The organism is Thalassospira sp. SM2505, assembly GCF_054901115.1.
The window spans coordinates 3767652-3784876 of the sequence record NZ_CM142731.1; the positions used below are offsets into that span (position 1 = coordinate 3767652).

16 protein-coding genes are annotated in these 17225 nt (G+C 55.1%); 12 read left to right on the top strand and 4 right to left on the bottom strand.

Annotated elements, in window-relative coordinates:
• Positions 1 to 14 precede the first annotated feature (14 nt).
• The gene (locus ACTU44_RS17690; RefSeq protein WP_114098588.1) at positions 15 to 1367 is read left to right on the top strand and encodes a flagellin N-terminal helical domain-containing protein; all 1353 of its coding nucleotides are present in this window, start codon (positions 15 to 17) and stop codon (positions 1365 to 1367) included.
• 79 nt (positions 1368 to 1446) lie between these two features.
• On the opposite strand, the gene ACTU44_RS17695 is transcribed toward ACTU44_RS17690, so the two are convergent.
• Positions 1447 to 2844: a hypothetical protein gene (locus tag ACTU44_RS17695; RefSeq protein WP_114098587.1), complete on the bottom strand. Its 1398-nt coding sequence runs from the start codon at positions 2842 to 2844 to the stop codon at positions 1447 to 1449.
• 138 nt (positions 2845 to 2982) lie between these two features.
• Between ACTU44_RS17695 and ACTU44_RS17700 the strand changes: the two genes are divergently transcribed.
• From ACTU44_RS17700 to ACTU44_RS17730, 7 genes are all read left to right on the top strand, one after another.
• Complete coding sequence (locus ACTU44_RS17700) at positions 2983 to 3831, top strand: class I SAM-dependent methyltransferase (protein ID WP_114098586.1); 849 nt, start codon at positions 2983 to 2985, stop codon at positions 3829 to 3831.
• 180 nt (positions 3832 to 4011) lie between these two features.
• A complete protein-coding gene (queC, locus tag ACTU44_RS17705) occupies positions 4012 to 4764 on the top strand; it encodes a 7-cyano-7-deazaguanine synthase QueC (RefSeq protein WP_114098585.1) in 753 nt (250 codons plus the stop codon).
• 154 nt (positions 4765 to 4918) lie between these two features.
• Positions 4919 to 5275, top strand: coding sequence for a 6-carboxytetrahydropterin synthase QueD (queD, locus tag ACTU44_RS17710; RefSeq protein WP_114098584.1), 357 nt, complete (start codon positions 4919 to 4921; stop codon positions 5273 to 5275).
• Positions 5272 to 6054 (top strand): 7-carboxy-7-deazaguanine synthase QueE, encoded by a 783-nt coding sequence (queE, locus tag ACTU44_RS17715; RefSeq protein WP_114098583.1) that lies wholly within the window; start codon positions 5272 to 5274, stop codon positions 6052 to 6054. The genes queD and queE overlap by 4 nt, the downstream gene beginning before the upstream one ends.
• A gap of 258 nt (positions 6055 to 6312) precedes the next feature.
• On the top strand, positions 6313 to 6486 hold the full coding sequence (locus ACTU44_RS17720) for a hypothetical protein (protein ID WP_181850283.1): 174 nt from the start codon (positions 6313 to 6315) through the stop codon (positions 6484 to 6486).
• Positions 6487 to 6612: 126 nt separating this feature from the next.
• Entirely contained in the window at positions 6613 to 6897 is a 285-nt protein-coding gene (locus ACTU44_RS17725; protein WP_114098581.1) for a hypothetical protein, read from the top strand.
• A gap of 289 nt (positions 6898 to 7186) precedes the next feature.
• Complete coding sequence (locus ACTU44_RS17730; protein ID WP_114098676.1) at positions 7187 to 7516, top strand: hypothetical protein; 330 nt, start codon at positions 7187 to 7189, stop codon at positions 7514 to 7516.
• A gap of 55 nt (positions 7517 to 7571) precedes the next feature.
• On the opposite strand, the gene ACTU44_RS17735 is transcribed toward ACTU44_RS17730, so the two are convergent.
• Positions 7572 to 8243: a methyltransferase family protein gene (locus ACTU44_RS17735; RefSeq protein WP_114098580.1), complete on the bottom strand. Its 672-nt coding sequence runs from the start codon at positions 8241 to 8243 to the stop codon at positions 7572 to 7574.
• Positions 8244 to 8288: 45 nt separating this feature from the next.
• Positions 8289 to 9641, bottom strand: coding sequence for a helix-turn-helix domain-containing protein (locus tag ACTU44_RS17740; RefSeq protein WP_181850281.1), 1353 nt, complete (start codon positions 9639 to 9641; stop codon positions 8289 to 8291).
• Positions 9642 to 10048: 407 nt separating this feature from the next.
• Between ACTU44_RS17740 and ACTU44_RS17745 the strand changes: the two genes are divergently transcribed.
• The 3 genes from ACTU44_RS17745 to ACTU44_RS17755 all read left to right on the top strand — a co-directional run bounded on the left by ACTU44_RS17745 (position 10049) and on the right by ACTU44_RS17755 (position 15129).
• Positions 10049 to 10633: a PadR family transcriptional regulator gene (locus ACTU44_RS17745; protein WP_114098578.1), complete on the top strand. Its 585-nt coding sequence runs from the start codon at positions 10049 to 10051 to the stop codon at positions 10631 to 10633.
• Between the two features lie 99 nt (positions 10634 to 10732).
• A complete protein-coding gene (locus tag ACTU44_RS17750; protein WP_114098577.1) occupies positions 10733 to 11902 on the top strand; it encodes an efflux RND transporter periplasmic adaptor subunit in 1170 nt (389 codons plus the stop codon).
• 23 nt (positions 11903 to 11925) lie between these two features.
• Positions 11926 to 15129 (top strand): efflux RND transporter permease subunit, encoded by a 3204-nt coding sequence (locus ACTU44_RS17755; protein ID WP_258548723.1) that lies wholly within the window; start codon positions 11926 to 11928, stop codon positions 15127 to 15129.
• A 101-nt stretch (positions 15130 to 15230) separates the two neighbouring features.
• On the opposite strand, the gene ACTU44_RS17760 is transcribed toward ACTU44_RS17755, so the two are convergent.
• Positions 15231 to 16010 (bottom strand): substrate-binding periplasmic protein, encoded by a 780-nt coding sequence (locus tag ACTU44_RS17760; protein ID WP_114098576.1) that lies wholly within the window; start codon positions 16008 to 16010, stop codon positions 15231 to 15233.
• 171 nt (positions 16011 to 16181) lie between these two features.
• Here ACTU44_RS17760 and ACTU44_RS17765 point away from each other — a divergent pair, with 171 nt between their 5' ends.
• The gene (locus ACTU44_RS17765) at positions 16182 to 17099 is read left to right on the top strand and encodes a TIGR02285 family protein (protein WP_114098575.1); all 918 of its coding nucleotides are present in this window, start codon (positions 16182 to 16184) and stop codon (positions 17097 to 17099) included.
• Positions 17100 to 17225: the final 126 nt, after the last annotated feature.

Here is a 17225-nt window from a genome sequence, read left to right on the forward strand (position 1 = left end):
GTAGGAACTGCGACATGGCTTTGAACATCATTTCCAACTATGCGGCGAATCTTGCCCATCGGAACCTTTTGGCGTCCGATGCATCGGCAACGCGTTCGCTTGCCAAACTTTCATCGGGTACGCGCGTGGTTTCTGCGCGTGACGATGCGGCCTCGATGGCCATCGGGGCGCGGCTGAATGCCACGGCCCAGGCACTTAAAACTGCCACCGTTAACGTCGGGCAGGCCAATTCCATGCTGCAGATCGCCGATGGCGGCATGGCAACAATTGACGATATCCTTGTTCGGATGAAGACGCTTGCCGTTCAGGCATCGTCGGGCAACCTGTCCGATACCGAACGCGGTTTTCTCAATGATGAATTCACCCAGCTCCGTGACGAGATTGACCGTATTTCATCCTCGACCAACTTCAACGGCATTCAGCTGCTGGGCGATGGCGGCGATGTGTCGGTCAATTATGCCAACCTCAATTCCGCTGGCCTTGCCGAAGACCTTTCGCCTGCCAACGGTTTTGATAGCATCGGCATCACCGATAATAATTACTGGGCAACAGATGCCAATAATAACGGTGTGACCGACAACCAGTTCAAGCTGCATTTCGTCAAGGTCGGCAATACCGTCATGCTCAATGTGTTTACGACCATTGACGGTGCCACCGACCGCGAACAAAGCATTGATGTGACCGATTTTGCCACCGGCGGGACAAGGGCCCTGACGGCAGGCGAAAAGACGACTGTCAATTTTGACGAGCTTGGGCTGACCTTTGATCTCAACCACAATATCAGCACGATCATTGCCAATGCCATCACCCTTGGTTCTGATGGTGCCGGGGCTGATGGTTATGCCACCGCACAGGTGATCGGTGGTGGTGCAACGGTCGGCGACAACAGCACTGTTCAGATGCTGGCCGATAATGGTCAAAAGCTTTCGGACAATATCTCGTTCCAGATCGGGGCGGGAAATACATCCAATGACCGTCTTGCCATCTCCTTCCAGTCCGTTGACAGCAGCGCGCTGGGATCGGGGGCAACCGGCACCGAAGACGGGCTTGATGATCTGGGAGCCAACGCCATTTCAACTGCGGCCAATGCCCAGAACGCGGTCGAGGTTGTCACGCGTGCGATTGATGATTTGCAACGCGCGCGCGCCAATGTCGGCACCTATCAGAACCGGCTGGATTTCGCAGGGCAAAACCTTGCGACCATGCTTGAAAATGTCGAAGAAGCCCGCTCGACCCTGCTTGATCTTGATGTCGCTGCAGAGATGACCAACTTCACCTCAAAGCAAATTCTGGTTCAATCAGGCGTCGCCATGCTGGCCCAGGCCAACCAGATGCCGCAAAACCTTTTGCGACTTCTGCAGGGGTAAGACCCCACTACCCAAAAGTCCCAACGAAAGGAAAACCGGCGCGCTGTTTCGCCGGTTTTCTTTTGCCTGAATGCGATGCCTAAGCCATTGGAATATCAGGGCCCTTTCCCCCGTTCTCATCGGCCGTAACGCGAAAGATTTTCTTTCCGGCAAACTGGATACGGGCAAAGGCATCCTCGGCCATAAAGCCCGAAACAAAGGCCATGAAGGTCACAAGATAAGGGCTGATATCGACCTGCCCCGTGCCATCGGGCCCGCCTTGGGTTAACATCAGCATCCCGGCCTCGGTAAACAGGAATATCGCCATGGCAGCCGCTATCCCCTCGCCGGTCAAAACCAGCAACCTTGCCACCGCCGCCCAGCCATTTGCCGGTGCCTGCCGCCCGTCCCTGATCGCTGCCGGTGCAATAACATCCAGATCCGCATCCTCATTCGCATGGCCCTCGCGGCTGGCCTTGGCAATCGGCTGTGTACGTGCTGCGAAATTATCGCGGGTAAAGGCCACCACTGCGCCAAGCCCACCTGCGGCGATTGTGACCAAAAGGGTCAACATGATGGTCGGCAACTGAATAAGGTAAAAAAGCGCATTGCCGACCGGATGGGCAAAAAGTGCGACCAGCGCCCTATATTCCGGCCCGCCTTCGCGCTCAAGGCGTTCGATCTCGCGACTGGTCTCGGCAATTTCGGCTGTCAGGTTGGATCGCAACCGGTCCTCATGGTCCTGCCCGGACCGGATATTGGCCCATTCGATCTGCGCCCGCACGCTTTTGGCATCAAACGCCTTGGCCGCCGCACGCACAGCTTCGACCTCACGCGCGATCTGTTCCTCAAAGGCCGGGTCGGCATCAGCACCAAATTGCAGGCCTTCCAGAACCCTGCGCAACTCGACCATGACCTGAACACCAGCCGCCCGGCGTTCCGCATCATCGCCTGCCTCGCCGACCGGCACATCAAGCAATCCCAGCGGAACCGTATTTTCCCACGGATCGCCGCCCGCCTCGCTGACAAGGCCCGAGGCCTCCAGATCCGTGACAAGTGCAAAGGCCCGGTTGACCGCATCACTTAAACCCGCGACAAATCCCGGATCAAAGGCCGCGCGGTTACGCATCACGATATCGCGCAAACCGGCATATTTGTCATAGGCCGCCCACCAGCCCGCAATCGCCTCCTTGCGCGCCAGAAGCCCGACCCGCATATCCTCGGCCGAACCGGCCTCAAGCATGCGCAAATCACGCTTTGAGCGCCGCAAATCCTGGCGCAACTCGGCCTCAAGATAACTTTGAAGAACAATCCGCTCGAGCTTGCCGGGCGTTGACGCCCCAAGCTCCCGCCCCAGAAAATCGCGCTGGATATCGGCGGTAAATCCGGCGAACAGGATCGCCACGAACCCGACATAGAGAACACAGGTCAGGGCAACCAGAATGCCTGATCCGGCAGCTTTCCGTAAGGTAATGCGTTGTTCAGGTGCTTCGACCATGCATCATGTTCTCCATCGACACTTTATATCGACGGACAAGTTCTGCGCATGTGAGGGCAACAAAGGATCAACTCTGCCTTTGTTTCAAATGACATTTCTCCTATTGTCAAAGCCAGCAGATCAAAGAAACGAGACACCATGACCGCACAGACACAAACCACCTGGCACCACCTCTCCTCAGACTGGATCAACTGGGCAGACCGGCTGGCCCCGGCAGCCGAGAAGATCAACCGTCACATGATTGAGGCGGCTGATCTGGAAGGTCTGGCGCGATTGCGCGCTGCTGCGCCGCTTGATGTGCTTGATCTGGCATCCGGGGTTGGCGAGCCGGCCTTTTCCTTTGCCCGTGCATTGGGCGACGCGGGCGGTCATGTCACCGCATCCGATATCGTGCCGGAAATGTGTGATGGCCTGTCGGCCCGCGCGGTCGAGGAAAGCATTACCAATATTTCGGTGATCCCGGCGGATATGGAAAAGCTTCCATTTTCCGACCAAAGCTTTGATGTGGTGTCGTGCCGGTTTGGCGTGATGTTTTGCACGGATCCGGATCAGGCATTGTGCGAGGCCCACCGGGTTTTGCGCTCTGGCGGGCGGGCGGTTTATATGGTCTGGGCACCGATGGTTGATAACCCGCTTTTTGCCGCCATGGATGCGGTTCTGGGCAACATCCTTGGCGTCGGGTTTGAAAGCGCCGGGCTTGATCCCTTTGCCTTTGGCCATCCGGATAAATCGATGATGCGTCTTGAGGATGCGGGCTTTACCGATATTGCTGCCACCACCCATAGCCCGGCCGGGCGCATCCCCGAAAAGGTGGCCTTCTGGAAGCCGCAGATGGATATGCTGTTTGGCAATGTGTTGCGCACCGCATCGGATATGGATCGCGGGGCGATTGATGCGGCGATGTTTGAAACACTTTCACCCTATATCGAAAACGGTCATTTTCAGGTTCCGATTTGTTTTCATGTGCTTAGCGCCAAGCGGGCCTAAGATGCGCATTCCCGTTACCGCCTGATTGTATAAAAATCACAGCATTCCTGCGCGTAACGCATGGTTGCATGCGTGGATTTTTGCTTGCCTTTTGAAGCACAGCGTGGCAAATGCCCGCCCTGAAGCGATGTTCGCTTCCCTGTCGTAGCACCAGGTTAAAAACACGAAAGACATATGATTATGAAGACGATTGTCGTCTGCTCTGGCGGGCTCGATTCCGTCACGCTGGCCTATAAGGTTGCAGCCGAGCACAAGCTCCATTCCCTGATTTCGTTCGATTATGGCCAGCGCCATAAAAAGGAACTCGATTTCGCTGCGCGCACGGCACGCGATCTTGGCGTCAAACATCACATTGTTGATCTGACCCCGGTGGGGGCGCTTTTGACCGGATCGTCGCTGACTTCTGATGATGTCGATGTGCCCGATGGCCATTACGCCGAAGAAACCATGCGCGTGACTGTGGTGCCCAACCGCAATGCCATCATGCTTGCGGTTGCCTTTGGTGCGGCCGCCAGTGCCGGTGCCGACGCGGTTGCAGCAGCCGTTCATGGCGGGGATCATTTCATCTATCCCGATTGCCGCCCCGATTTCATCAAATCGTTTCAGGCCATGCAGGACCATGCGCTTGAAGGGGTCAGGGACGTCAAGCTTTATACCCCGTTTGTGAATGTCTCCAAGGCCGACATCGCGCTTGAGGCCGGTCGCCTTGGCGTGCCGGTTGATCTGACCTGGTCATGCTACAAGGGCGGGGAAACCCATTGCGGACGGTGCGGCACCTGTGTCGAGCGGCGCGAGGCGCTTGAACTGGCGCGCGTCAAGGACCCGACCGTTTATGTCGATCGCGATTACTGGAAACAGGCCCGTGCCGAACATCGTGCACGTCAGCTGGCAAATAGCGAAAGCGCCACCAGCGTTACCAGCGCGGCCGAGTAATCCCTATAACTTCCTTGCAGCATGGATGCCTGCCTTTGCGGGCGTGACGGATAAGAGTTGAACCTGTCTGGTCTGGCACCGTCATCCCCGCAAAAGCGGGGACCTCGATCCGCGTGCTCATACTGCAAGGCATGACTACACCGAAAGAAAACCGATGTTTACCATCACCAAACAATTCGCCTTTTCCGCCAGCCATCAGCTGGCCGGTCTTGAAGAAGACCATCCCTGTTCGCGCCTGCATGGCCACAACTATATCGTCGAGGTCGAACTTAAGGGGGCCAACCTTGATGCGCGCGGTTTTGTGCGCGATTACCGCGAACTTGGCCCGCTTAAACGCCTGATTGATGACGAATTTGATCACCGCCACCTCAATGATGTTCTGGGCCATGATCATCCGACCGCAGAACAGCTTGCCCTGTTCTTTTACGAATGGGCGCACGATCGCTGGGAAGAAGTATCGGCGGTGCGCGTGTCCGAAACGCCGAAAACCTGGGCGGAATATCGTCCATGACCGTCCTTGATCCCCAGATTGCCGAAATCTCCGAACAGCGGGGCAAAATCCGCATTTCCGAGATTTTCGGTCCCACCGTTCAGGGCGAAGGCGCGCTGATCGGGGTGCCGACCGTGTTTGTGCGCACCGGTGGTTGTGATTTTCGCTGTTCCTGGTGCGATACGCTTTATGCGGTCGATCCGGCCTTTCGGGCCGACTGGAAGCCAATGTCTGCGACCGAGGTTCTGGACGAGGTCAAAAGGCTTTCGGGTGGCAAGCCGATCCTGATCACGCTTTCGGGCGGCAATCCGGCGATCCAGCCGCTGGGCACCCTGATTGCCATGGGCAAACAGGAAGGGTTCACCTTTGCGATTGAAACCCAGGGCAGCATCGCCAGGGACTGGTTTGCGGACCTTGACTACCTGACACTCAGTCCAAAACCGCCAAGCTCATCGACCAGCTTTGAGGCCGACGCCCTTCGCGCCTGCATTGATGCCGCACAGGCGCGCGGAATGCTGGATGGCCCGGCCATCACCCTTAAATTCCCGGTCCGTGACGAGGCCGATCTGATGTTTGCCGATTATGTGAGGAACCTTCACATTAGCATTCCGGTCTGTTTGCAGCCGGTCAATACTACCCCCGCCGAACCTCATCCCGATGGTGTGAACGGTGTTGATATCGATGGCCTGACTGCCCGTTATCGCTGGCTGGTGGATGAGGTTGCCAAACGCAAATGGTTTGACGTGCGCGTCCTGCCGCAGTGGCATGTCCATGTCTGGGGCAATTTGCGCGGGGTTTGATCCCCGTCCATTCCCGGCAATACCGATAATGCCGCACCCCGGATCAGCTCCAGATCCGGGCAGCGTTCAAATCCGCCAAATGTCGGGATTTAAAGCGGGATCGGGAAAAATATATTTTATGCGAAATAGCTGATCCTTTTCATGGGCATCAGGGTTTTGCCATCCATGGATGCGTGTCCCTGCATTTGCTATTGCCGTGAAAACAACCACTTCCAAGAAGCGGGCGTATTTTGCGCCGCCATATGGAAAGTATTTATCATGTCATTTCGCAGTTTCTCTAAAGACCATGCGAACGCGGCTAACAAGACCGAAGCCCTATCTGCTACAGCCGCCCCGACATCCCCGGCCAAAACCGCCGAGCCAGCACCTGATACCGAGCCGGCCGGGCCAGAAGCCCCGGCAGCAGTCCCCCATCAGGGCGCGAACGACTGACCTGCATCGCGGAGGGGTCATACCCTCCGTCCTGCCCTGTTTCGTGCAGCGGCATTGTTACGCTGACCTTGCCAGGGGCAAGACACCATCGCAGGGCATATTCCACCATCAAAAAGAGCCTGTCCGATGTCCCATGAGCGCACCTCACAAAAAACAGTAACCTTTGACCATCCGTTTCATCTCAAGGGGTTTAACGATCTGTTCCCGTCCGGCAGCTATGTTGTTGAAACCACCGAAGAACTGGTCGAAGGCATTTCATTTACCGTCTATCGCCGGGTATCGACGGAACTTCACCTTAAGGCAAAGCTGAACGGGATGCTGGTTGACCGTATCCTGAACGTCAATCCGATTGATCTTGATCTGGCACTTTCAAAGGATGGTGAACAGGAAGCGGGTCCTGATATCCACTAATCCGTCATCGACCTGCATACAGGCCGCTTTTCGGGGGCAATTTGCCCTTTGCCTGCAACCATCCCATATATAAGACATCAGCCGTTTCAACGAAGGATCGCAAAACGGCTATGGCGCTTCGCCATATACCCCCGTGGTGATGAGCAAATCCGGGGCAGAAGCGCCTGGTTTAACAGCCGGAAAGTTCGGCCCATGGCCGGATTGATCGCCCGACGGGTGCGATATCACAATAAAAACCAGATCAGCCCCGAGAACGATCATCTTCCGGATGCTCGAAGGAGCCATGATCATGAGCATTACCCGTACAACCCATCGCACGGTGACGTTCTTTCATCCGTTCCACCTGTCTTGCCACGACGGACTGCTTCGCGCGGGTGAATATGAAGTCGATACACTTGAAAAGCTTGATATCGAAGCCGCAACGCGCAGCTATATCAAACTGGAATGCCAGCTTCATCTCTGGTCCGAGGAAGATCTGGCACAGGGGATCAAAAGCCTGACAGTCATGCCCCAGGAACTCGAAGCAGCCCTTGCCCTTGATTCCGATCCACTACGCGAAGATGAACGTAACCGGATGATCAAATCCTTTGGCGGCGTATCAGAAGACACTGCCGCCTGAACAACAGGTAAGCGTCCCAGCGCATCCCTTCCGCCTGATCGGGTGTTTCCGGCATTCATGGCAGCCGGATCACCGGTGTCAGCCACCCCATGGACTGCATCATTTTCACCGCTTCAAACACCGGTATTGCCATCAAAAACCACAATGCATCGCGTGTGGTCGTTAAAAACAGGGCCGGTTTGCAGACAAGGTCAGCCTCATCACGCCAGCGATACCATGCGGGGCGGAAACGCGGCGTATAGTTGCGATAGCGCGCGTACATAACACCGAACCGTTCAGCCAGAAGTCTTTCTTCGCGGATGACAACACCGCGAAACACAAGCCAGCCTGCCACGGCAAAGATCACCCCGATACTCAGGCTTCCGGTTTGCAAACCGGCACCAAACGCCCCGATGATGCTAAAGACATAAAGCGGGTTGCGGCACAGGGAATAGGGTCCGCTTGTTACCAGTTCGGCTTTCTTGCGCCCGCCAATATAAAGCGAACACCAGCCGCGACCGAAAATGCAAATGGCAATTGCCCCGACGCCAGCCCCCTCGATCAAATCATGAAGCGGGCTGTCAGGTGCCAGAACAGAGCCGCTTCCACCGACCACAACCAAAAGTACCAGCACGCCAAGACGAATGACCCGCTTTCGGCGGCGCTGGACATTTTGCAGATCGTCGTAACCAATCCTGATAGCCGGTTCGGAACTGTCAGGAAGACGGGAGATATTCGGTTCGGACATTCAGGGCACCCTGTATCTGGTTGTGATACAGGAACCCTATTCCTGTCAGACCGCGTCTGACGTCCTGTGCTGCGCATCCGGTCGTTCGGATGCAGCTTCGGACGCAGTGCCCGATGCATCGCCCCTGTTGCTTTCCCGATTTGACAGATACTTGTCTCTGGCGGCTTCGCGCACGGCACTGGGCGTTTCGCCCGTGATCTTTTTGAAAGCCAGATTAAAGGTCGATTTCGAATTGAAGCCGACACTGAGTGCGATATCAAGGATCGTCCGATCAGGCTCAAGCAACAGTACCGCATGGGCCTCCTCGATCCGGGCACTATTGACGAAATCAAAGAAACTTTGCCCAACATGCCGGTTGAGGACATAGGATAGCTGGTTGGGGGTAATTCCAACCGCCTTTGCCAGTTTCGGAAGCGAGACCAGCGGGTCGAGCAATATTTCCCGCTGCTTGTATATGGCCGAAAGCCGCGCGACAGCCGCCCTCACCCCGTCTTCATCCAGAAGCGGGCGTGCGACATTCCCGCGCATGTCGCCCGGGTTTTCCCGATCAGATAGCGTATTTTCTTCGCCCGACATGCTGTTCGACAGACTATCCGAACTTCTGTTCGATACCGGGGTTGATGTTCCCGTCGCAATGGCATCGGAGTCAGCATCAGCCATATCGCCCGGCCAGTCCGGCAGGACAAATAGTGTGGGCTGCGTCGCGATCACATAACTCATCGCAAACAGCACCAGCACAATTGCAATCCCGACACCGGTCATTTCCATCCTGTCGGGCAGATAAAGACCCGCGATCTTGCCGATCAACACGGTAACGAACATCAGGCTCACCCCGCCAAGGATCACCGTGATCCAGCGTTGCATTGCCTGCCGGTCTGCGCCCAGCTGTTCCTGGGTCTTCCGGAAATAACGCCGCGACACACGCCAGATCAGCCAGATATAGAGCGATGACTGCGTCAGAATCGCAAGCCAGCAAAACACCCTGATCCCGGCAATCAGAATACTCAGATAACCTGTCGACAACTGTCCTGCCGCCGCATCTGCGTCTTCAAGACTGTCCAGCCCCCCGACCGTCAGCAACCATAACATCAGATTGAAGATCAGCCCGGCCAACAGGAAATGCCCCCATGGCCGCTGCGATGGCGTGCCCGAAATTTCCCGGAAATACAGATAAATCGCCGGAGCAATCAGGAAATTGGCGGGAAAAAAGAATACCAGCAACACATCCTTGCTTGCACCGTTCAGGAAAACTTCACCGATATCTTCGAGCAGATTGACCATGACTGCGGCCAGAAAAAGCATCATCCAGCGGTTTGCCGCGAAGGCCCCTACGCCTTCGGACCGTAGCAACAGGCACAGGAAAATGCCCTGCATCACGCCGATCACGGAAATCGTCATGTCAAAAATTTCGGGAAACCCGACCACCATCTTAAATCACCACCTGCTTTTTCTGGCTACATCTTGCCCGGACTTTGCCTGTCCGAACCAACTATACCGTTTCAATAGACACAGTCGGTCATAAAAGGCGTCCGACTATGCACAAACGGACGCAACCATCCGCACTTTTCGCCAGATTGGTTACCAGACGCCTGTCACCGAAACTGGATGATCCGATCCGTAACAAATCGGTTTCCATAATCGTCCCGGTAGAGGCAGCGTCATAAAAATTTCTATCATAATCGATTGACTGTATCGAATTGATATATGATATTCCGACATATATCGAACTGATATAGCGAAACTGGCAGCTTCCCCCGCCAGTTCGCATTCAGTTCGGGGGAAGAAACAAGGACACAGAACAGAAGATGGACGTACGCACACTTTGTCTGGGCGCTCTAATGGGCGGCGAGGCAACGGGATATGAAATCCGGAAGATGTTCGAAGATGGCACCTTCAGCCATTTTCAGATTGCATCGCTTGGCTCGATTTACCCGGCACTGACCAAACTGACGCAAGACGGTCTTGTGACCTTTGTCGAGCATGAGCAGGAAAACCGTCCCGATAAAAAGGTCTATCAACTGACCTCCGAGGGACGGCGCACATTCCTGCGCACGCTTTTGCAAACGCGCCCGGCCGAGGACCGTTACCGTTCCGACATTCTGTTCATGCTGACCTTCGCCGAAGAAATGCCGATAGAACTGACCGAAGCCCTGATTGATGAATTTGCCGCCCGTCATGAATTGATGAGCCATCAGATCGACCCGGAAAATGACGACAAGCCCGGAACCATGTCGACCTATGGCCGCGATGAAAACGGGGCCCCGAAACCGGGATGTTGTTTTGTCGCCGGTCTGGGACAGGCCATGTGCGAGGCAACCCTGAAATTCATCCGTGAAAACAAACAGGGTCTGCTTGATGAACTGCGAGATTTCAAGGCACGCAAACCATGATCGGGAAGCCCTGAATTGTCTTGAATAAACACGCAAAAAGACGTGCCTGCAAAAGCGCCAAAAACACATTCCGCCGACGGAATATTTGAGGGAAAGAACATGAACGCTTCACGCCTGATCGCAATCCTTCTGGTCTTGGGGACCGTTGTTTGGGTCGGCAGCGCCTATCTCGGGGATGATCCCGCAGAGGCCGCGAACACGTCCGAACAACAGGCAGCGCAAGCTGACGAACAGACAGCCAAGCCGCGTGCGAGTGTCCGCACCATCACCAGCAAGGCGGTTGATCACGTTGATTATCTGCGCATTTCGGGCCGTACCGAAGCGGTGATTTCTGTTGAAATCCGCGCCGAGACAGAGGCCCGCGTAACCGAAATCGGCGCGACCAAGGGGCAGACCGTCAAGAAAGGCGATCTGATTGCCAAGCTGTCCGTCGATGATCGTCAGGCACGTGTGGAAAAGGCCCGTGCCCTTGTTGCCCAGCGTGAACTTGAACATTCGGCAGCCAAAAGTCTGGCCGCGAAAAATTACCGTTCCAAAACCGGCGTTGCCCAGACACTTGCGCTGCTTGAAGAAGCCAAGGCTGATCTGACCATTGCCCGGACCGAACTGAACAATACCGAAATTCGCGCTCCGTTTGATGGCATTGTCGAAAATCGCCCGGCCGAGATCGGTGATCTTCTGTCGATTGGTGATCCGGTTGCAACCATGATCCAGGCTGACCCGATGCTGGTTGTAGCCCAGGTCCCCGAACATTCGATCAGCGCCATCGAACTTGGTCAGCTGGCATCCGTATCGCTTTATGACGGCACCCGCTATGACGGGATTGTGCGTTACACCGCGCGGGTATCTGACAACAATACCCGTACCTTCCGGGTTGAGGTCGAAATCAACAATGCCGATCTGAAAATCCCCGATGGCATGACGGCCGAACTTGAAATTCCGGTTGGTACCAAGCGTGCCCATCAGGTTCTGCCATCTGTTCTGACCCTTAATGATGACGGTGAGCTGGGCGTGCGCGCCATCACCGATGGCAACAAGGTTGACTTCCTTCCGGTCGAACTTCAGGGCGGCTCGCGTGAACGCGTCTGGATTGGCGGCCTGCCACAGGAATTCGAACTGATCGTGGTCGGTCATGACTGGGTCAAGGAAGGGGCACTTGTGAATGTTGTCCATCTTGAAACCGACGAGGCCGGTCTTCCGATAGCACCCGATCCCGCATCAATCGATGGGGAAAACGGTACGACAATTTCGGAACGGACCGCGCAATAAGCGCGTGCATGAGGAGATAGAAAATGTCCCTGATTGATCACGCGTTACACAGGTCGCGCACCGTCATTCTGGTTCTGGTCCTGCTGCTTGCAGCTGGCTGGGTAGGTTATAACACCATCCCCAAGGAAGCCGATCCGGATGTTCAGATCCCGGTGCTGTATGTCACCATGCATCATGATGGCATATCGCCCGAAGACGCTGAACGCCTTCTTTTGCGTCCGATGGAACAGGAATTGCGCTCCATCGAGGGTGTCAAGGAAATGAGCTCGCAGTCCTATCAGGACGGGGCATCGGTAACGCTTGAATTCTATTCAGATGTCGAGATCGACGAGGCATTGGCTGATGTTCGCGAACGCGTTGACATTGCCAAGTCCGAACTGCCCGAAGAAACCGACGATCCCGAAGTTCACGAAGTCAACCTGTCGCTGTTCCCGGTTCTGGTTGTCACCCTGTCAGGGGACGTGCCCGAACGTGCGCTCTTGCGTATGGCGCGTGATCTTAAGGATTCAATCGAAGGTATCCCGGCGGTTCTGGAAGCCAAACTGGCCGGTGACCGCGAGGAGCTTGTCGAATTCGTCATTGATCCGATGAAGGTCGAGACCTATCGCCTGAACGGGATCGATATTGTATCACTGGTGCGCAGCTCAAACTCGCTGGTTGCAGCAGGTGCGGTTGATACCGGTACCGGGCGCTTTAACATCAAGGTCCCCGGCCTTTTTGAAAGCGTGAATGACATTCTTGATATGCCGCTGATTGTGGACGGGGATTCTGTCATCCGGTTCCGCGATATCGGCGATGTCCGCCGGACATTCAAGGATGCAACAAGCTTTGCGCGCCTTAATGGCGAACCGGCGATTGCGATCGAGGTTTCAAAACGTGTTGGCGAAAACATCATCGAGGTGATTGATGCAATCAAGGCCACCACAGCCGAGGCTCAGCAGGCTTTCCCGCCGAACCTGACAATCAGTTATTCGCAGGATAAATCATCTGATATCCGCACCATGCTGTCTGATCTTCAGAACAGCGTGATCCTTGCGATCCTTCTGGTGATGGTGGTTGTCATCTGGTCGCTTGGATGGCGGTCGGGACTGCTGGTTGGTTTGTCCATTCCGGGCTCCTTCCTGACAGCGATCCTGATCCTTTGGGCGCTGGGCATGACGGTCAATATCGTTGTTCTGTTCAGTCTGATCCTTGCAGTCGGGATGCTGGTTGATGGCGCGATTGTTGTCACCGAATATGCCGATCGCAAAATGATCGAGGGCATGCACCGCAAGAAAGCCTATCCGCTGGCGGCCAAACGCATGGCTTTGCCGATCATTGCCTCAACCGCAACCACCCTTGCGGCCTTCCTGCCACTGGCCTTCTGGCCCGATATCGTCGGCGAATTCATGAAATTTCTGCCGATTACGGTACTGTTTACGCTTAGTGCGTCGCTTGCCATGGCCCTGATCTTTGTACCGACTGTGGGTGCATGGTTTGGCAAACCGGGCAGCGAAAACAATGCAAGCCTTGAAGCCATCGCCGCAGATCATGCCGATGACATTGACAAGGTCACGGGCGGCACGGGCCTTTATGTTCGCATCCTTAAGGGGTCGCTTCGTTTCTATTGGCTGATTGTACCACTGGCCTTTGTCGTACTGATCGTTGTCTGGGGTGCCTTTGGCAAACTTGGCAAGGGTGTTGAATTCTTCCCGGCAGTAGAACCTGAAGTCGCTGTTGTTCAGGTCCGCGCACGCGGCAACCTGTCCTATTACGAACAGGATGCGCTGCTTAAGGAAGTCGAAGACCGTATTCTTGCCCTTGATACCCATCATGAAGGCGAGAACTGGTTTGACACGGTCTATGCCCGGTCGGGCAAAAGTGCCGGTGGCAACGAAGCCCCCGAGGATGTCATCGGGGTGGTTCAACTTGAATATGCTGACTGGCAGACCCGCCCGAAGGCAACCGAGATTGAAAAACGCATTCTCGAAGATACGGCCGATCTTGCCGGTATTCAGATCGAAGTACGCGCCCAGGAAGCAGGTCCGCCACAAGGCAAGGATATCCAGATCCAGCTGCGATCCTTCTATCCCGAACTGCTTGATCAAACAGCAACCATGCTGTTGACCGGTCTGCAGGACATGGGGGGTATGTATAACTTCGAAGACGGCAAGTCGCCCCCGGGCATTGACTGGGAATACACAGTCGACCGTGCCCAGGCGCTTAAATTCGGGGCTGATATCAACCAGATCGGCAACGTCGTCAAACTGGTGACCAATGGGATCAATTTCTCGACCTATCGCCCGGATGATTCGACCGAGGAAATCGATATTGTCGGCCGTTATCCGGCGCGTTACCGGTCGCTTGACGAGCTTGAAAACCTTCAGATCGTTACCGAAAAGGGTCTGGTGCCGCTTGCAAACTTCATCTCGCGGACCCCGAAACCCAAAACCGGAACACTGACCCGCGTTGACAGCCGCCGTGCGCTCACCGTCAAGGCAGACGTTCAGGATGGGATTCTGGTCGATACCAAGCTTGGCGAGGTCAAGGCATGGATGAGCACCCTTGAAATTGATCCGCGCGTGTCGGTCGAATTCAAGGGTCAGGATGAAGAACAGAAGAAGTCGGCAGAATTCCTTGTGAATGCCTTTACTGTCGCACTTTTCATCATGTTCATCATTCTGGTCACCCAGTTCAACAGCATCACAAGTTCGCTTCTGATCATGATCGCGATTATCATGTCAACGGCGGGCGTGTTCCTTGGTCTGATGATTACAGGACAAGCTTTCTCGATTGTGATGAACGGGATCGGGGTGGTTGCGCTGGCCGGTATCGTTGTGAACAACAATATCGTTCTGATCGATACCTTTGACCGGCTTAAACACACAGCAGGCAGCATCGAAGCCGCCATTCTTCAAACCGGCGCACAACGTTTGCGCCCGGTGATGCTGACGACGGTGACGACCATTCTTGGTCTGGTGCCGATGGTGCTTCAGATCAATATCGACTTCGCCGCCCGTGCGGTTTCGGTTGGCGCACCATCGACCCAGTGGTGGGTACAGCTTTCGACATCCATCGCATTCGGTCTGGCCTTTGCCACGGCACTGACACTGATCTTTACGCCCTGCGCCTTGATGATGCGTCACAAGCTTGGCGGCAAGTTCCGCGGCTTTGGCCCATGGATCAGGTCGCTTGTCAGCGTCTGGACGGGACGTGCCAACAAGACCCAGCATGATCCGAACGCCTAGAACAGAATAGCCGCGCGACTTTTCCCCCGACCCCGCCGCGCGGTTACACCGGCCCCCTCCCCCGAGGGGGCCGGTGATTTATTTCCGGGAAATTGTATTGATCAGTTGGATGGGGAAGATGTCGTCATCGCCCAGATCTGATCATAGCTGCCGCTGTTTTTGAGCTGATCAAGTGCTGCACGCAGAACTTCTACCGCATCATCATCGGTCGCAAGGCTGGCCGCCAGATAAAGATCGCTTGAAAGTTCGGGTATCCGGGCAACAACCTTAAGCCGATTGCTATCGACATCAAGCATGCGCACCCGATAGGGCAATGACAGGGCATCACCAGCAATCAGATCGGCCCTTCCGGCATATAACATGCGAATGGTGGCTTCTGCGGACGGGACCATTTCCACATCGAAGCCCGACTTTTGCAAATATTGCGCCTTTACGTCGCCCAGCTGTCCGGCCACGTGAAAATCGCTTAGTTCCCGCCAGTTGTCCGTAGCCTGCACGCCGTTTCTGTCTAGCGCAAACAAACGCACCTGATAGGGGGCCACGGTACCAATCCATTTGAATTTTGTTTCACGATCCGGTCGGCGGGCGATACTGAAAATCAGGGTATTCGGCTGTTCAAGCGCCGTCGCATAGGCCCGCGCCCAGGGTTCGACATGGATTTCACATTTGGTCTGGCTCAGCACGCAGATCCTGTTGATCACATCCACTGCTGGGCCGTGCGCCTCGTTGGTTGCTTCATCAAAAATCACATAAGGCGGAAAGGATGTTGTCATCACGCGCAGGTCGGCCGCAAAGGTCAGGACAGGGAAAACAGCCGCAAGACCGCCGACAAACCAGCCAAGCCATCTTCCGGCCACTACCCTTGATTGATTAACCGACATCACCCAACCTCGCTAAAATACTCTTTTAAGGTAGATATTGCTTATATTGTTCGGATCAAGACGTCGCGGCACTCAAATACATACTTTACTAACAAGCTGACCTGTATCCTTGCGATAAAGCAAAACAAAAAAAGTGAATGCGAGGAGCAGCGGAATGGAGTGGTGTTGCGCATGAAATGTTCTGCAAGGTCGGGCTTGTATATCGCCGCATGGCTTTTTGCGTCACTTGCCGGTGAAAATGCGAATGCACAATCTTCGCAAACCACGTTGAGCTGGGCAGTTCCGCCATTTGCACCAGCCTTTATTACGGATGGTGATGAACTCCGTGGTTATGCCGCCGACACCCAGAACTGGTTTGTTGAAAAACTTCCGCAATATCAGCACGAAATCCTTCAGGTTCCGCTGGCCAGACTTCTGGCCGAGATGAAAAACGGAAACAGCGAATTACGCTGCTCGACAACCCTGATCCCGACAGAAGAACGTCGCGAATATATTACCTTTGCCAAGACAATCCTTTTGCATCTGCCGATCTCGGTTGTCATTCGCGTCAAGGACAAGGCGATGTTTGCCCCCTATGTGAACCAAGCGGGCCACATCGATCTTGCACAGCTGATCGCAAACAAGGACATGACAACCGCCATTCGCATCGGGCGGGCCTATGGTACACAGGTTGACAAATATCTCGACACGCATCGCGAAGACGCCAATGTCATGCAGGTCGCCGATGACACCAAGTTTTTGCGCATGCTTGAACTCAACCGGATTGACTGGACCCTTTATTTCCCGTCCGAGGCGGAATTTTACCGCCGTCGCCATGCGCCCGATCTTGATATCATGGCCATCCCGATTGCCGGAAACACCTCCTTGCTGACAGCAACGATCGGCTGTGCCGACACCCCGGAAGGGAAACAGGCGGTTGCTGAAATCAGCAAGATTGTCGATGAATATCCGTCCATGCCCTGGACAGATTTCTATGCCGACTGGCTGAGCCCGCAAGACCGGGAATGGTTCAAGGCCGCCCGCGAGCAATTCATCAATTCCGACCAGTTCGAAGCACGCCTGCAATATCGACAAGACACCCCAAAATAGAATTACATAACGATTTATTTGCATTTATGGATACAAATACCCTTATTAAGTAGGCAGCTCTTATAGCCTGCCTGAATGGGGAGATGATCCGGATGCGGCCTGCAGGCCACTGTTCCCGTCGCCTAT

Excerpts from the sequence above, each read along its gene's own strand:
- queE (WP_114098583.1), top strand. The coding sequence starts at position 5,272 with ATGACCGTCCTTGATCCCCAGATTGCCGAAATCTCCGAACAGCGGGGC.
- ACTU44_RS17725 (WP_114098581.1), top strand. The coding sequence starts at position 6,613 with ATGTCCCATGAGCGCACCTCACAAAAAACAGTAACCTTTGACCATCCG.
- ACTU44_RS17750 (WP_114098577.1), top strand. The coding sequence starts at position 10,733 with ATGAACGCTTCACGCCTGATCGCAATCCTTCTGGTCTTGGGGACCGTT.
- ACTU44_RS17740 (WP_181850281.1), bottom strand. The coding sequence starts at position 9,641 with ATGACGATTTCCGTGATCGGCGTGATGCAGGGCATTTTCCTGTGCCTG.
- queC (WP_114098585.1), top strand. The coding sequence starts at position 4,012 with ATGAAGACGATTGTCGTCTGCTCTGGCGGGCTCGATTCCGTCACGCTG.
- queD (WP_114098584.1), top strand. The coding sequence starts at position 4,919 with ATGTTTACCATCACCAAACAATTCGCCTTTTCCGCCAGCCATCAGCTG.
- ACTU44_RS17700 (WP_114098586.1), top strand. The coding sequence starts at position 2,983 with ATGACCGCACAGACACAAACCACCTGGCACCACCTCTCCTCAGACTGG.
- ACTU44_RS17760 (WP_114098576.1), bottom strand. The coding sequence starts at position 16,010 with ATGTCGGTTAATCAATCAAGGGTAGTGGCCGGAAGATGGCTTGGCTGG.
- ACTU44_RS17690 (WP_114098588.1), top strand. The coding sequence starts at position 15 with ATGGCTTTGAACATCATTTCCAACTATGCGGCGAATCTTGCCCATCGG.
- ACTU44_RS17730 (WP_114098676.1), top strand. The coding sequence starts at position 7,187 with ATGAGCATTACCCGTACAACCCATCGCACGGTGACGTTCTTTCATCCG.
- ACTU44_RS17755 (WP_258548723.1), top strand. The coding sequence starts at position 11,926 with ATGTCCCTGATTGATCACGCGTTACACAGGTCGCGCACCGTCATTCTG.
- ACTU44_RS17735 (WP_114098580.1), bottom strand. The coding sequence starts at position 8,243 with ATGTCCGAACCGAATATCTCCCGTCTTCCTGACAGTTCCGAACCGGCT.
- ACTU44_RS17745 (WP_114098578.1), top strand. The coding sequence starts at position 10,049 with ATGGACGTACGCACACTTTGTCTGGGCGCTCTAATGGGCGGCGAGGCA.
- ACTU44_RS17720 (WP_181850283.1), top strand. The coding sequence starts at position 6,313 with ATGTCATTTCGCAGTTTCTCTAAAGACCATGCGAACGCGGCTAACAAG.
- ACTU44_RS17765 (WP_114098575.1), top strand. The coding sequence starts at position 16,182 with ATGAAATGTTCTGCAAGGTCGGGCTTGTATATCGCCGCATGGCTTTTT.
- ACTU44_RS17695 (WP_114098587.1), bottom strand. The coding sequence starts at position 2,844 with ATGGTCGAAGCACCTGAACAACGCATTACCTTACGGAAAGCTGCCGGA.